9 protein-coding genes are annotated in these 15691 nt (G+C 70.0%); 6 read left to right on the top strand and 3 right to left on the bottom strand.

Going from position 1 to position 15691, the window contains the following annotated elements; genetic code table 11:
• Positions 1-82: 82 nt before the first annotated feature.
• Complete coding sequence (locus ACWGJP_RS01690; protein WP_452328019.1) at positions 83-994, bottom strand: Bax inhibitor-1/YccA family protein; 912 nt, start codon at positions 992-994, stop codon at positions 83-85.
• A gap of 86 nt (positions 995-1080) precedes the next feature.
• Between ACWGJP_RS01690 and ACWGJP_RS01685 the strand changes: the two genes are divergently transcribed.
• The 6 genes from ACWGJP_RS01685 to ligD all read left to right on the top strand — a co-directional run bounded on the left by ACWGJP_RS01685 (position 1081) and on the right by ligD (position 13142).
• Positions 1081-2076 (top strand): glycerophosphodiester phosphodiesterase family protein, encoded by a 996-nt coding sequence (locus tag ACWGJP_RS01685; protein WP_452328018.1) that lies wholly within the window; start codon positions 1081-1083, stop codon positions 2074-2076.
• 145 nt (positions 2077-2221) lie between these two features.
• Positions 2222-5293, top strand: coding sequence for a lamin tail domain-containing protein (locus ACWGJP_RS01680; RefSeq protein ID WP_452328017.1), 3072 nt, complete (start codon positions 2222-2224; stop codon positions 5291-5293).
• A gap of 137 nt (positions 5294-5430) precedes the next feature.
• On the top strand, positions 5431-8442 hold the full coding sequence (locus ACWGJP_RS01675) for a hypothetical protein (RefSeq protein ID WP_452328016.1): 3012 nt from the start codon (positions 5431-5433) through the stop codon (positions 8440-8442).
• A complete protein-coding gene (locus ACWGJP_RS01670; protein ID WP_452328015.1) occupies positions 8439-10916 on the top strand; it encodes an ATP-dependent helicase in 2478 nt (825 codons plus the stop codon). The genes ACWGJP_RS01675 and ACWGJP_RS01670 overlap by 4 nt, the downstream gene beginning before the upstream one ends.
• Before the next feature lie 24 nt (positions 10917-10940).
• Complete coding sequence (locus ACWGJP_RS01665) at positions 10941-12050, top strand: SseB family protein (protein ID WP_452328014.1); 1110 nt, start codon at positions 10941-10943, stop codon at positions 12048-12050.
• 45 nt (positions 12051-12095) lie between these two features.
• Positions 12096-13142, top strand: a complete 1047-nt coding sequence (ligD, locus tag ACWGJP_RS01660; protein WP_452328013.1) for a non-homologous end-joining DNA ligase — start codon at positions 12096-12098, stop codon at positions 13140-13142.
• 7 nt (positions 13143-13149) lie between these two features.
• Here the strand turns inward: ligD and ACWGJP_RS01655 are convergent, their stop codons facing one another.
• Together ACWGJP_RS01655 and ACWGJP_RS01650 are read right to left on the bottom strand one after the other, a co-directional pair.
• Positions 13150-14193, bottom strand: coding sequence for an ATP-dependent DNA ligase (locus tag ACWGJP_RS01655; RefSeq protein ID WP_452328012.1), 1044 nt, complete (start codon positions 14191-14193; stop codon positions 13150-13152).
• A gap of 26 nt (positions 14194-14219) precedes the next feature.
• Positions 14220-15671 (bottom strand): phytoene desaturase family protein, encoded by a 1452-nt coding sequence (locus tag ACWGJP_RS01650; protein ID WP_452328011.1) that lies wholly within the window; start codon positions 15669-15671, stop codon positions 14220-14222.
• Positions 15672-15691: the final 20 nt, after the last annotated feature.

Here is a 15691-nt window from a genome sequence, read left to right as displayed (position 1 = left end):
GGGCATGAACACGCACACCCCCTTGACAAAGTGAAGGGCCCGTCTCTTCCGAGACGGGCCCTTCGACGTTCTTCCGGCGTGATCAGTCGCTGCCGCGCACGATGGCGATGATGCGCAGGATCTCGACGTAGAGCCACACGACCGTGACCATGATGCCGAAGGCCCCGACCCAGCCGTACTTCCGCGGGGCGCCGTTGCGCACGCCCTGCTGGATCTGGTCGAAGTCCATCACGAGCGAGTAGGCGGCCATGAAGACGACGAGGACGCCGATGATGAGGCCGAGCGGGATGCCGAAGACCGGCTGGCTGTAGAGGCCGAAGGCCTGGCCGGCGGGGAGGACGCCCGTCCACATCAGGATGAGGTTGAGCACCGAGAAGACGAGGTAGCCGATCATCGCGATCATGACGATCTTCGTCATCTTCTTAGAGGCGCGGACCTTGCCGCTGGCGAAGAGGGCGAGGGTGACGCCGACGACGGCGACGGTGGCGAGCGTCGCCTGCATGACGATGCCGGGCCAGACGGTCTCGAAGAAGGCCGAGATGCCGCCGACGAAGAGACCCTCGAAGGCCGCGTACGCGAAGATCAGCGCGGGGCGCACCTTCTTGCGCGAGGTGAAGGTGACGACCATCGCGAGCACGAATCCGCCGAGCGCGCCGAGCATCCAGGGCAGCAGGGAGACGTCCACGTACGGGTTGGCGCGAAGGCCCCCGAGCGTCCACACCCAGCCGATGGCGGCGGTGACGAGGAGGATCGCGAAGAGGCCTGCGGTCTTCCAGACGGTGTCCTCGACGCTCATCCGGTCGGTCTCGATGGCGCCGGCGGAAGGCGCGGCGTACATCCCCTCGAGCTGAGCGTTCGCCGCAACATCCATGCTCGCGTGCTGGAAGGACGCGGCCTGCGCGCCCTGGCCCGCCTGCGGGGCTCCGGGGTAGGTCGCGACGTTCCGCGGATCCTGCTGCTGGAACGCCGGATTGTTGAATGCGAAATTGCTCATCGTGGCCTCACTCCAAAGGGGGTCTCGTATCGCTTGTCTCAACGATACCGGGCATGCAGAGCGATGTCCTGTTCTACGCTGTGAGCATGCCCAGGAAGTCGCCTCTCGTCATCGGCCATCGAGGGGCATCGGGATATCGCCCTGAGCACAGCAGGTCGGCGTACGAGCTCGCACTCGCCATGGGCGTCGACGCGGTTGAGCCGGATGTCGTCGCCACCGCGGACGGCGTGCTCGTCGTGCGGCACGAGAACGAGATCTCCGGGACGACCGACGTGGCCGAGCATCCCGAGTTCGCCGACCGCCGCACCACCAAACGCGTGGACGGCCAGGATCTCACCGGCTGGTTCACCGAGGACTTCACCTGGGCCGAGCTCGCGACGCTGCGCACCCGCGAACGGCTGCCGAAGCTCCGGCCCTCCAGTGCGAGCTTCGACGACACCCAGCCGATCCTGCGACTCATCGACGTGCTCGACATCGTGCGGGAGGGCTCCGTCGAGCACGGCCGCGAGATCGGCGTCGTCCTCGAGGTCAAGCACGCCACCTATTTCGCCGAGGCGGGACTCGATCTCGCGCCACTGATCGCCAGAGATCTGCGTGACGCAGGGTGGGCGGATGGAGCACTCCCGCTCATCATCGAGTCCTTCGAATCCACCGTGCTCGGCGAGCTACGTGCACAGGGGATCGCGGCGTCCTACGTCTACCTCATCGAGGCATCCGGTCGGCCCTTCGACCTCCGCCGCGCGCAGGGCAAGGCGGCGCCGTCGTACAAGGAGACCGTCCTCCCGCACGGGCTTGACGCCCTCAGGGGCACGGTCGACGGCGTGAGCGTCAGCAAGAAGATGCTCCTCGCGCGCGGCAACTCGATCGTGGCGGACGCCCACGCCCGTGGCCTGACCGTCTTCACCTGGACCTGCCGCCCCGAGAACGCGTTCCTCGCGCCGGAATTCCGTGCCGAGGGCGGCAAGGCCGCGTTCGGCGACTGGGAGTCGGAATGGGCGGTCATCGCGGATTCCGGCGTGGACGGCGTCTTCGTCGATCATCCCGATCTCGGTGTCGGATTCTTCCGCGATCCCCGATCCTGACTCCGGAGCATCGAGCTCCCGACGCCGCGCCGCCAGGGCAACGGCAACCGGCTGTTCACCGGCCGTACACCGCGCTGTCGCCGGTTGGTCGAGCGGTGCCGATGGTGTGGATGCGTCCCGCTACGCTTCCCGACCCTGGAGACCCATGTCCCGCTTGCATCGCGGGCTCGCCTTCACGGCCGCCGGCGCCCTCGGCGCCGCCGTCCTGATCGGCCTGCCTTCCCCCGCCATCGGAGCCGAATCCGGCCTCGTCATCAACGAGATCGTCTACGACGACGCCCAGACCGGTCTCGCCGACCAGGTCGAGCTGTACAACGCCGGCACCGAGCCGGTCGACCTCGCCGGATGGTACATCTCCGACGAGAAGCGCGACACCTTCGGAGAGGCGCCCGATCAGACCCTCGAGCCGGGGGAGTTCCTCGTCCTCGTCAAGGACGTCGACTTCGACTTCGGTCTCGGCAAGGGCGATGAGGTCGTGCTCTTCGATCCCTCCGGCACCGAGATCGACGCCTACGCCTACGAGAACACCGCGCCGATCGCGGTCTGGGCCCGCTGCCCTGACGGCACCGGCGACTGGGCGCACGCGACCGCGGCGACCCCTGGGGCGGCGAACGACTGCAGCGTGGAGCCCGTGGACGGCGCGATCCTCATCAACGAGGTCGACTCGCAGCCGGCGGACTGGGTGGAGTTCTACAACCCCGGCGACGCGGACCTGGACATCTCCGGGTACGAGATCCGCGACAACTCGGACGACCACCGCTGGCAGTTCGCGGATGGCACGTCGATCGGCGCGGGCGAGTTCCTCGTCGTCGACCAGAACACGGTCGGCGTCTCGGATGGCGTCGAGGCGATCTTCTCCGCCCCCATCGGCATCGGCAGCGCCGACCGCATCCGCCTGTTCGACGCGGACGGGCTCCTCATCGACGACACGCTTCCCTGGGAAGGGCACGCCGCGATAGACGGCGACTTCGCGGCGGCGACGCTGGCGCGCTGCCCTGACGGGGTCGGAGCCTTCGTGCTCGCGACACCGACTCCCGGCGCATCGAACACCTGCGTCATCCCCGACGTGGTGATCAATGAGATCGAGTCCAACGGCGACACCACCGACTGGGTTGAGGTCGTCAACGTCGGCGACACCGTGGTCGACGTCTCCGGCTGGAGCGTCATGGACAACGACCCCGCAGGACACGCGGCGGAGACCACGCCGCTCGCGGACGGCACCACGATCGAGCCGGGCGAGTACCTCGTCTTCGATCAGCCGGACGACTTCGTGTTCGGGCTGGGCAACGGCGACACCGTGACGATCAGGGACGCCGCGGGAAACACCGTGGACGAGCACGTCTACACGGCTCATGCGGACGGCGTGCTCGCGCGCTGCGCGGACGGCACCGGCGACTTCGTCGACCTCGCCACCTCGACCAAGGGCCTGCGCAACGCATGCGGGAACCCGGTGCGCATCAACGAGGTCGAGTCCGACGGCGGATCGCCGGACGACTGGATCGAGCTGGTGAACCCGACCGATGCAGCGCTCGACGTCTCCGGCGTCGTCGTGAAGGACGATGACGACGCGCACGCCTACACGATCCCGACCGGCACGAGCATCGCGGCCGGCGGCTACCTCGTGGTCGAGCGCGATCAGCTCGGCTTCGGCCTCGGCGGCGGAGACGCCGTGCGCCTCTTCGACGGCGAGCTGCTCATCGACGAGACGACCTGGGGCGAAGGCCACGCCGCGACGACGTGGGGACGCTGCCCCGACGCATCCGGCGCTTTCGCTGTGACGGCGGAGTCGACCAAGGGTGCGACGAACGTGTGCGAGGGCGAGATCGCGGTCTCGCCGTGGCCGGGTTCCGCCGACGTCCGTGTGCTGGACGCCGCGCCGACCTTCCTCGAGGACAGCTCGGGTCTGGACATCCAGGAGACCGAGGACGGCGCGTTCCTCTGGGCCGTGGACAACGGCGAAGGCCGGATCTGGAAGCTCGAGGCGCACGCCGACGGCTCTTTCGCCACGATCGACGGCTGGGAGGACGGCAAGCGCGTCCGCTTCCAGAAGGACGCGGACGCACCGAGCGCCGCAGGTCCCGACACCGAGGGCATCACGGTGGACTCGGAAGGATTCGTCTACGTGGCCTCCGAGCGCGACAACAGCGCGAAGGGCGTCAACCAGAACGTGGTGCTGAAGGTGGATCCGGATGCCGCGGCCGGCGACCTCGTCGCCGAACAGGAGTGGGACCTCACGGCCCTGCTTCCGCAGGTGGGAGCGAACCTCGGCATGGAGGCCGTGCAGTGGGTCTCCGATGACGTGCTGGCCGGAGAGCTCTTCGACGACACGACCGGTGCCGCCTACGATCCGGCGGACTACGCCGGACACGGCGACGGCCTGTTCTTCGTGGCGGTCGAGGACAACGGCCACGTCTACGCCTTCGCCCTGAACGAGGACGGTTCTGCCGACCTCGTCTCCGAGATCGCACCGGGGCTGGCCGGTGTCATGGCGCTGGACTACGACAGCGTGCTCGGCGTGCTGTGGGCGGTGTGCGACGACGGTTGCCAGGGCCGGTCCGCGCAGATCACGCTGAACGGCACCGACGACCCCGGAATCGCGCACTTCGCGCGCCCCGCGGGGATGCCGGACATCAACAACGAGGGCTTCGCGACGGCTCCGGCCTCGCTCTCCGTCGACGGGGAGCGCCCGGTCTGGTGGTTCGCCGACGGATTCGCCAGCGAGGCGCTGCGGGCGGGAACCCTCCCTGGCGCGACCGACACGGAGAACCCCGGTGGCGAGAACCCCGGTGGGGAGAACCCCGGTACGCCTCCGCTTCCCGGCACGGGCCTCGTCGACGCCAACCGCGGCGCCGTCGAGGTGAACCCGAGCGTCGCCGCGGCAGGCGATGACGTCGTCGTCTCGGTCGGCGCGGATGCGGCGGGGAGCACGGTGGAGGTCTGGCTGTACTCCGACCCCGTGCTGCTGGCGTCCGCCGCGCTGGACGCGAACGGCGAGATCCTCGTGACGATCCCCGCCGACGCCCCGGCCGGTGCGCATCGGATCGCGGTCTACGACGCGGAGGGGGCGCTCATCGGCTGGGCCGACCTCACGATCACGGCCGACGGGGCGCTCGCGGCGACCGGAGCCGAGCTGCCGATCGCCGGCATCGTCCTGGCGGCGCTGCTCCTGACGCTGGGCGCCGTCGGTGCCCGACGCCGGAGGACCGCTCGGATCTGACACCGGACGGAAGAGGCGGGTGGTGCATGCAACGCCACCCGCCTCTTTCGCGCGCCGAACCATGGTCTCGGCGTCGGCGCGGACACTAGAGTGCCGGTATGGGGACGGCGGGCTCGATGGGGACACACGGTGACGGGGTGCGCCGCATCCTCGCGATCGTCGTCGTCCTGGCCCTGCTGGCCGCCGGGTTCGGTGCCGCGATGCTCATCGGCGACGCCCTCGGCATCCGCACCGAGGCTGCCGAGCGGATGGGTGGAGCTTCCGACCAAGCCCCGGATGTCGGCCCCGCGGTCGCGCCGCCGGCGATCGAGGTGCGCGGCGCCCCGCAGACGCCGATGATGGATGCCGCCGCCGAAGAGCTGGACGCCGCGTTCGCCGCCATCCGGACGGAGGGCACCGCGACGGTGACACTCGCGGTCGGCACCGGCGACGAGACCGACGATGCGTACACGCTGACCGGAACCGCGGACGAGATCCGCATCGAGGCGGTCAGCGAGACGGGGGCGGCCCGCGCGCTGTACGACATCGCCGCGGCGGCCAGGGAGGGCAGGGACATCAGGGCGGATGCCGGAGAGACGGTCCGCTCACGCCTCGGCCTGCGCATGGCGGACCTCGGTGCTGTCGGTGTGGCAGCCGACCCCGACGAATGGCGTGCGGGCACGGACTATTCGCACGCCTCGAAGGCGTTCGCGGACGTGTTCCTCCCCGACGCGCCGTACATCGATGCCGCCGCCCTCGGTGCTGCCTTCGACGACTACGACGCGTACCTCCGTCGCATCGTCGCGGACGGGTACAACGCGCTCGCGTTCCCCGGCTTCGTGGAGTTCGTCGCCTTCACAGGCGTCGAGGGCGTGTATGCGGAGGGTGACGACCACATCGACAAGGCACTGGCACTGCGCGAGGCGTTCACCCCGTTCTGGGACCGTGCTCAGGAGCTCGGGGTGAAGGTCTTCCTTCGTACCGACATGCTCACCCTCACGACACCGCTGGAGCAGTACCTCACCGAGCGGTTCGGCTCGCTGGACACCACGGATCCCGAGCTGTGGGAGGTGTATGCGGCGGGCCTCGACGAGCTCTACGAGGCGGCTCCCGCGCTGGACGGCGTGCTCGTGCGGATCGGCGAGGCCGGCCGGGTGTACGACGTCGAGGGCTGGGACTACTACTCCTCCCTCGCGGTGACCACTGTCGACGCCGTGCGCGCCATGCTCACCGCCCTGACCACCCAGGCGGAGGAGTCCGGTCGCGAGGTGATCTTCCGCAGCTGGAGCGTCGGGGTGGGAGCCGTCGGCGACATGCACACCGATGCGCAGTCCTATGAGGAGGTCCTGTCCGGCATCGGCTCTCCCTCGCTCATCGTCTCCACGAAGTACACGCTCGGCGACTTCTACAGCTGGCTGCCGCTGAACGACACGCTGCTGCAGGGGGAGCAGCGCCGCATCGTCGAGTTCCAGAGCAGGCGGGAGTTCGAGGCGAGCGGAGCCTTCCCCAACGACCTCGGCGCGGAGTACGCATGGGCGATCAACACTCTCCTGGCCGGCAATCCGCGGATCGAGGGGATCTGGGCCTGGGCGCAGGACGGCGGGCCCTGGCGCGCCGGGCCGATGATCCTGTACGGCAAGGCGGGCTTCTGGCAACTCGCCGCTCTCAACTCCGAACTGGCGATGCGGCTGGCCCGCGACCCGGAGACCGATCCTGCCGAGGTGACCGTCGGGTGGGCGAGGGAGTGGTTCTCCTCCGACCCCGCGACCGTCTCCGCCATCGTCGAGGCGATGGGGCTGTCGCGCACGGCCATCGAGCAGGGGATGTACATCCAGCCCTATGCCGAGCGGCGCGTGTTCGCCATCGGGCTCGAGCCGCCGCCGATGATGTGGATCTTCGAGTGGGACATCCCGACGGGGGATTCCGCCGCGCTGGATGTCATCTACGCCATCGTGCGAGACGATCTCGACGAGGCGATCGCCGGTGCGGCGCTCGCATCGGACGCTGCGGCGGAGATGGCCGACCTCATCGAGCAGACGGATCCGGAGACCTGGCATGATCCCGCGCTGCGGGAGGCGTTCACCGGCGCCATCGCCTATGAGCGGGACGTCCTGGATCTGCTCGGCGCGTACCGGACGATGTTCCTGCACCAGGCGCAGTGGCACGACACCCTCTCGGCGGAGGCCTACGGCGCGTGGCAGGCGGCCAGGGACGCCTTCTCCGCGCGCGCCGAGGCGCACCTCGCCGCCTACGAGGGCGACGTGGCGCATCCGGCGCTCAACCTCGAGGCCGCCTCGCTCGGGATCGCCCGCGCCGATCGCGATCTCGCGATGGCGTGGTTCGCTCGCGTCCTGCTCGTGCTCGGGGCGGGGTGGCTCGTCATCGGCGCCCTCGCCGCGCGCACTCGCCTCGTCCGACGTCCTGGGGCGGCGGCGGCCCGCGCCACGTGGACGGGTGCGGTCCTGCCATGGCGCGCGGACGAGGCGACCCTCGGGATGCTGAGGACCGACCGGCTGCTCGTGCTCATCGTCCCCGCCGGGCTGCTGACGGCGACCAGGCTCGTGCAGACCTCGTTCCTGTCCTGGACGCACCCGCTGATCACCCTCGGCGCCTGGGCCTTGTTCGTCGGCGTCCTCCTCGCCGTGCTGAGGGGGCGCGCGGCATGGGCCGTGCTGTGCACGCTGGGCGGCATCATCGTGCTGCGCTGCGTGCTCACCCTCGCCGCGCTGGCGTTCACAGGGCCGGGCGGATACTGGTTCGCGTTCTGGACAGACCCGGTGCGCCGCGCGGCGTACATCACCGTGGCGCTGGCCCTGTTCCTGTGGACGTTCGTCGCCGTGGCATGGTCGCTGGCCGGTCGATGGGGACGCCGCAGGGCGAGCGGCCTCGTTCTCGCCGCGGCGGGCGCAGGGCTCGCCGTCCCCGCCGCGGCCGTCGCCGTCGTCGGGCTGGAGGCGGCGCTCACCGCCTGGAACGACGAACTGGGCGTGCTGCCCTGGGGGCTCTCCCGGATCCTCGGGATCACGGTGTACCTCGATGTCCCGGCGGATGCGGCATGGGCGGCTGCGGCGGCCGGAGCCGTGCTGTTCGCCGTCGGGCTGGCGCTGGCGGTGCCGTGGAGAAGGCGGTCCGCCGTGTCGGTGCCGCCGCCTAGACTCGAAAGGCCATGACCGACGCACCCCTCATCGTCCCCGGAACCAGCGGCCCCCAGGGCAGCGCGCCCCAGGACGACCTCCTCGCAGGCCTGAACCCGCAGCAGCTCGAGGCGGTGACCTACCGCGGACCGGCGCTTCTCATCGTGGCCGGCGCCGGCTCGGGCAAGACCAGCGTGCTCACCCGCCGCATCGCGTCCCTGCTGCGCGCGCGAGAGGCCTGGCCGAGCCAGATCCTCGCGATCACCTTCACCAACAAGGCGGCCGGCGAGATGCGCGAGCGCGTGGGGGCGCTCGTGGGCGACGCCTCCAGGGGGATGTGGATATCGACCTTCCACTCCGCCTGCGTGCGGATCCTGCGCCGGGAGGCCGAGCAGTTCGGGTTCACCAAGACGTTCACGATCTACGACTCGGGTGACTCCCGTGCCCTCATCAAGAGGCTCGTGAAGGAGCACGAGGCGGATGCATACGGCTTGACGCCCGCCTCGGTGCAGTCGCGCATCTCCAAGCTGAAGAACGAGCTGCAGGACGCCGACTCGTATCGCCGGGACGCGAACATGAACGACCCGGCCGAGCGGCTGTTCGTCGAGGTCTTCGCCGACTACCAGCGCCAGCTGCGCAAGGCCAACGCCTTCGACTTCGACGATCTCATCGGCCAGACCGTCTTCCTCTTCCGCGCTTTCCCGCACATCGCCGACACGTACCGCCGCCGGTTCAGGCACATCCTCGTCGACGAGTACCAGGACACCAACCACGCCCAGTACGCGCTCATCCACGAGCTCACCAGGCCCCCTTCGACAGGCTCAGGGAGCGGGTACGGAGATGGCTCAGGAGGCGGGAGCGAGCCCTATGCCGCGAACGGCATGATGATCTTCGAGGCAGAGCCTGCCCCGGCGATGGAAGGGGCGTCGCTCACGGTGGTCGGTGACTCCGATCAGTCGATCTACGCCTTCCGCGGAGCGGACATCCGCAACATCAGCGAGTTCGAGCGCGACTTCCCCGGGGCGAGGGTGGTGCTGCTCGAGCAGAACTACCGCTCGACGCAGAACATCCTCTCCGCCGCGAACGCCGTGATCGGCAACAACTTCGACCGCAAGGACAAGAAGCTGTGGACCGACAGGGGCGACGGGGACCCGATCGTCGGCTTCACCGGCTACTCGCAGCACGACGAAGCGCAGTTCGTCGCCGACGAGGTCGAGGCGCTGCACAGGGCGGGCTACCCCTACTCCGAGATGGCCGTGTTCTATCGGACGAACTCGCAGTCGCGTGCGCTCGAGGAGATCTTCATCCGCGCCGCCGTGCCGTACAAGATCATGGGCGGCACGAAGTTCTACGAGCGCGCGGAGATCAAGGACGCACTGGCGTACCTCGTCTCGGTCGCGAACCCGGCCGATGAGATGTCTCTCCGGCGCATCCTCAACAAGCCGAGGCGGGGCATCGGCGACGTCACGGAGACGGCTATCGCCCGCTTCGCCGAGGAGCACGGCATCACCTTCCGCGAGGCGCTGTCGCGGCCGGCTGAGCTCGGAGTCGGCCCGAAGCTTCAGGCGGCGATCGCCCAGCTCGACGCGGTGCTCGCCGAGGCGAGCGAGATCGTGCTGCCGGCCTCAGGCGAGGTCCCATCGCCCACCTCGGTGGCGGACGGGCTCACGCTGCTGCTCGGCAAGAGCGGGTACCTCGACGCCCTGCGCGCGAGCCGCGACCCGCAGGACGAGGCTCGCGTCGAGAACCTCGACGAGCTCGTCGCGGTGACGCGCGACTTCGCCCGCAACAATCCAGAGGGCACCATCGTCGACTTCCTCACCGAGGTGGCGCTGGTCGCCGACGCCGATGACCTCGACGACGAGTCCGGCTCCGTCTCGATGATGACCATGCACACCGCGAAGGGCCTCGAATACGACGCGGTCTTCGTCACGGGCGTGGAGGAGGACCTCATCCCGCATCGCATCTCGGCGGGGGAGCCGGGTGGCCCCCAGGAGGAGCGTCGGCTGTTCTACGTCGGCATCACCAGGGCGCGCAAGCGCCTGCATCTCTCGCTCGCGATGACGAGGGCGCAGTTCGGCGAGGTCTCCGTCGCCATGCCGAGCCGGTTCCTGCAGGAGATCCCCGCCGGTCTCATCGATTGGCGCCAGTCTCCGGGCGACGTCAACTCTCGGGGCGGCACGCAGTCGCGGGCGCTCAACGCCAGACGGCCGGGCGGCGGCTTCGGGTCGTCCAACGACCGGTTCGCCGTGAAGCCCCTTGGTGGGCGGGATTCGCTCAAGCCGTTGTCCACGGCGATGGACCGCTTCCCCAACAAGGTCACCGCGAAGGTGCGCGACAACGGCGACCTGGAGCTCGCCGCCGGCGACCGGATCCGCCACGCCGACTTCGGTGAGGGCAGAGTGGATGCCGTCACCGGCGAGGGAGCGAAGCGCATCGCCCATGTCCGCTTCGACGCGGCGGGGATGAAGAAGCTGCTCATCAAGATCGCCCCCATCGAGAAGCTGTAGCTCCGGCCGGTTAGGCTGATCGACATGGCTCTGTTCTCCCGCCGCAAGAAGACCTCCGACGAGACCGCACCGGTCACCGAGCCGGCGGTCGTCGACGACGTCGAGGAGAGCGTCGAGGCGGAGCAGCCCGTGGAGCCTGCCCCCTCGGTCGGGATCTCCGTCCAGGCATTCCGCGGGGTCGGGGCCGAGGCTGGTCCCGAGGTCGCTCTGGCCTCGGATGAGCCGACGCCGAAACCGCAGCGCTCCTCGGCCGCCCCCGTCGCACCGGCGGCGAACGCTGCGGCATCCGCGCCGCGCGCTCTTCCGCTCGCCGCCGCCCTCCCGCCCGAGCAGACCGAGACGGTACCGGGGATGAAGGACAACGTGCTGCTGCGCGAGGCGCTCGCCGAGCTCACCGAGGGCGCCACGAACGAGCAGCTGCTCGGCGTGCTCCGCCAGGCCCTGCAGGGACACCTCTACCTGCGCGTGCACGGCGATGCCCGAACGCAGATCAGCGAGGGCAAGCCCCTCTCCATCGCGGTCGTGCGCGACGAGGACCGTTCGTTCATGCTCGCGTTCAGCAACGCCGCCTCCGTGCGCGACTCCGTGCAGCGCGAGACCGACCCGACCGCGACCTCCGCTGTCGCTCAGCCGGTGGCCGCGGTGCTCCAGCAGGTCATCTCCGGCGGCTTCACCGGCCTGGTCATCGACAACGCCTCGGGTGTGAACCGGGCGGTGTTCCCTGTCGAGGTGCTCACGCAGGCTCTCGATCAGGCCGACCCGGAGCTCACGCTGAAGACCCTGCTGGCGGCGCCGCGTCAGCCGGACACCGCCGCGAAGGTGGGCGAGGCGCTCGCGAAGACCAAGGCATGGGTGGCCGTGAACCAGGGCGGCAACGGCCGCGAGGTGGGCATCGCCGAGGCGCAGAGCGCCGACGGCAAGCGGTTCCTGCAGCTGTTCTCCCACCCCCTCGAGGTGGTCGCCCTCGGTCGCGGTGACCGGCCGCTGCCTTTCTCTCCCGAACAGCTGGCGAAGGTGCTCTCCACGCACCCCGAGATCGGCGGCGTGCTCGTGGACGCCGCGGGCCCCTCGATCGTCGTCGAACGCGATGTGCTGGCACCCGTCCTCGTCCTCGCCGTCGACCTGGGGGAGTGAGCGCGGCCCCTGTCGCCCCAGCGGTCTTCGGCATAGGGTCGAGCCATGGCATCCGAACGCGTGACGCTGACCGTCGCGGACCCTGACGAGACCCGCTCGATCGCGCTGTCCAGCCCCAACCGTCTGGTGTGGCCGGACGCCGGCATCACGAAGGCCGAGCTCGCCGAGTACGTCCAGATCGTCTCCGCGCCCTTCCTGAACGCGAACGGGCATCGACCGGTTTCCCTCGAGCGGTTCCGGGACGGCATCGGGGGCGAGGGCTTCTTCTCGAAGAACCCGCCGAAGGGCACGCCCGACTTCGTGGACGCCGTCACCGTGACCTACAACAGCGGCCGACGGCATCCGCAGATCGTCCTGAACCGGCCCAGCGCCATCGTCTGGGCCGTGCAGATGAACACGATCGTCTTCCATCCATGGGCATCGCTGGCGTCGGACACCGACAACCCCGTCGAACTGCGCATCGATCTCGATCCGCAGCCGGGCACGGACTTCACGGATGCCATCCGCGCAGCGCACGGCCTGCGCGAGGTCCTCCGCGAGGCGGGTCTCGAGCCGTTCATCAAGACGAGCGGCAACCGTGGGCTGCACGTGTTCTGCCCGATCGTGCCCGAGCACGAGTTCCTCGACGCCCGGCACGCGGTGATCGCCGCGGGACGCGAGCTCGAGCGCCGGATGCCGGACAAGGTCACCATGAGCTGGTGGAAGGAGGAGCGCGGGGAGCGGATCTTCATCGACTTCAATCAGGCCAACCGAGATCGCACCATGGCGGGCGCCTACAGTCCGCGCGCGCTGCCGACCGCCGCCGTCTCCACGCCTGTGCACTGGGAGGAGCTCGACGACGTGGACCCTGTGCGCTTCACCGTGCGCAGCATCCCGCAGCGACTCGCGGACATCGGTGACCCATGGGCCGACCTGCAGCAGGCGCCAGGCAGCATCGAGACGCTGCTGGGCTGGTGGCAGCGCGACGTCGAGAACGGCCTCGGCGAGCTCTCCTTCCCGCCGGAGTTCCCGAAGATGCCCGGTGAACCGCCCAGGGTGCAGCCGAGCAAGAAGGTCGCGGAGAACTGGGACGAGAAGGGCGAGCGGATATAGCCGTGCGTCAGACCAGTACGTCCGAGAGCGCGTAGGTGGGCACGACCTCCAGCTGGTCGTAGGTGCACGAGGAGGCGTCGCGGTCGGGGCGCCAGCGCTCGAACTGCACGGTGTGGCGGAAGCGCGCTCCCTCGAGCTGGTCGTAGCGGACCTCGAGGACCCGTTCGGGACGCAGCCGCACGAAGGAGACATCCTTGGAGCCGGTGAACCGGCTCCTCTCGCCCTCGCCCGTCACCGCGGTGCCGTCCGGTTCCCGCTCGACGAGCGGGGCCAGCTCCTCGATGAGCTCCTGCCGTCGCGCATTGCTCCAGGCGGCGACTCCGCCGACCTGGTGCAGCGCGCCCTCCGCGTCGTAGAGCCCGACGAGGAGGGACCCGACACCGGAGCCGGAGGCGTGGATGCGGTACCCCAGCGCCACGACATCCGCCGTGCGGGCGTGCTTGACTTTGATGAGGGTCCGCTTTCCCGGCGCGTATGGGGCATCCAGCGGTTTTGCGACGATGCCGTCGAGGCCCGCTCCCTCGAACTCCGCCAGCCAGCGCGTCGCCTGAGCGGCGTCTCTGGTCGTCCGGGTGAGGTGGAACGGGTGCGCGACGCCGGAGAGCAGGCGTTCGAGGCGGTCCCTTCGTTCGGAGAAGGGGTGCTCCTGCAGGAGCTCCTCCCCATCGGCGAGCAGATCGAAGGCCACGAACATCGCAGGGGTCTCCGCCGCGAGGCGGGCGACCCTCGATGCGGCGGGATGGATGCGCTGGCTGAGCGCCTCCCAGTCCAGCCGCTGCGCTTCGCCCTCACCCGTCGCCACGACGATCTCCCCATCGAGGAGGCAGGGGCCGGGCAGCAGAGCGCCGGCGGCTTCGGCCAGTTCGGGGAAGTAGCGGGTCAACGGCTTGGCGCCGCGCGACCCGATCTCCACGCTCTCGCCGTCCCACGACAGGATGCCGCGGAAGCCGTCCCACTTGGGTTCGAACAGCAGGCCACCGGTGTGCTTCGCGGGATCGGGGACGGCGGGAGCCGCCTTCGCCAGCATCGGCGCGGGGATGTCATACGGCATGCGTCCATCCTGCCCCGCGCCGCGGCTCAGCGGAACAGCTCGTCCAGGGTCGCCGGGGTCCCGGCATCCCGCAACGCCGTGCGCGCCGCGTGCCAGCCTGCCATGCCGTTCACGCCAGGCCCCGGCGGCGTGGACGCCGAGGCGAGGTAGACGCCCTTCATCGGCGTGCGCCACGGAGCCGTCGACAGGACGGGGCGGCGGATGGCCTGGCGGATCGTGAACGCTCCGGCGAGGATGTCGCCGCCGACGTCGGAGGGGTTGATGGCCTCCCTCGACGAGGCGGGGACGGCGTGATGGGCGAGGATCAGATCGCGGAATCCGGGGGCGAAGCGCTCCACCTGACGGGTGACGAGCTCGGTGGGGTCGAGATCCGACCCCTGCGGCACGTGGATGTACGCCCACAGCACGCCCTTGCCGGCCGGCGCCCTCGTCTCGTCGTGGAGCGACGGCTGAACGGTGAGCACGTAGGGGCTGTCGGAGAGGCCGCCGCGCGCGACGGCGTTCTCGCTCGCCCAGACCTCCTCGCGCGTCCCGCCCACGTGGACGGTCACCGCTCTAGCGACCTCGGCGTTGGCCCAGGGGACAGGTCCGTCCAGCGCGAAGTCCACCTTGGCGGCGGCCGGCCCGTATCGATAGCCGCGCAGCGCGCGGGCGTAGCCGGAGGGCACGCCGGGATGAGTGAGCGCGAGCCGGGGCGAGGTGTTCAGCAGCAGCAGATCGCCCCTCGCCGGGTCTCCCCAGTCCAGGCTCGACAGGTCGGTGACAGGCACACCGGTCTCGACGCTGCCGCCGTGCGCGAGGAGGTCGTCGACGAGCGCGTCGGCGATGCGCTGCGCGCCGCCGCGCGGGTACATCCATCCGCCGGCGTGCGCCTGGGCGGCGAGCAGCAGCCCGGCCGCGGACCCGGCGAGCGAGGGAAGGGGAGTGTTCGCGTGGGCGAGGACTCCGGCCAGGAGCGCTGCTGCCTCTTCGGTGCGGAAGGTGCACCTGGCGAGGAAGGTGCCCTGATCGAGCATCCGCAGGGCGAATCGGACGGCCGTCACCGGATCCTTCGGGATGCGGATCATCTGATTGCCGGTGAAGTCGACGACGCCGTCGATGTGCGTGCTGAGCGGCCGGATGCGTGAGAGCCATGCCCTTTCGTCGGCGCCGAGGCTCGCTGCGGTGCGCTCGATGTCGTGCCAGGCGATGCCTGCACGGCCGTCGTCCAGCGGGTGCGCGTAGGAGATGTCGGGCGTGATCCACTCCACCCGCTCAGCGAGCCCGAAGGCGCGGAAGAACGGGGAGGCGAGCGCTGCGGGATGCGACGCGGAGCCGACATCGTGCAGGAAGCCGGGAAGGGTCGCCTCCGCGGTGCGCGTGCTGCCGCCGACGGTGTCAGACGCCTCGAGCACCCGCGTCCGGTAGCCCGCCCTCGCGAGGGAGACGGCTGCGGCCAGTCCGTTCGATCCGCTGCCGATGATCGTCGCGCGTGCCATGCCGCCAGTCTGGCACGGCT

The sequence above is a fragment of the Microbacterium sp. NPDC055903 genome (assembly GCF_053615555.1).
Note: the sequence above shows the minus strand (reverse complement) of the source record. Positions and strands in the feature narration are given on the sequence as shown.

Bases quoted from the DNA above. Each gene is read 5' to 3' on its own strand.
- ACWGJP_RS01650 (WP_452328011.1), bottom strand. From the start codon at position 15,671: ATGGCACGCGCGACGATCATCGGCAGCGGATCGAACGGACTGGCCGCA.
- ligD (WP_452328013.1), top strand. From the start codon at position 12,096: ATGGCATCCGAACGCGTGACGCTGACCGTCGCGGACCCTGACGAGACC.
- ACWGJP_RS01685 (WP_452328018.1), top strand. From the start codon at position 1,081: ATGCCCAGGAAGTCGCCTCTCGTCATCGGCCATCGAGGGGCATCGGGA.
- ACWGJP_RS01655 (WP_452328012.1), bottom strand. From the start codon at position 14,193: ATGCCGTATGACATCCCCGCGCCGATGCTGGCGAAGGCGGCTCCCGCC.
- ACWGJP_RS01690 (WP_452328019.1), bottom strand. From the start codon at position 994: ATGAGCAATTTCGCATTCAACAATCCGGCGTTCCAGCAGCAGGATCCG.
- ACWGJP_RS01680 (WP_452328017.1), top strand. From the start codon at position 2,222: ATGTCCCGCTTGCATCGCGGGCTCGCCTTCACGGCCGCCGGCGCCCTC.
- ACWGJP_RS01670 (WP_452328015.1), top strand. From the start codon at position 8,439: ATGACCGACGCACCCCTCATCGTCCCCGGAACCAGCGGCCCCCAGGGC.
- ACWGJP_RS01665 (WP_452328014.1), top strand. From the start codon at position 10,941: ATGGCTCTGTTCTCCCGCCGCAAGAAGACCTCCGACGAGACCGCACCG.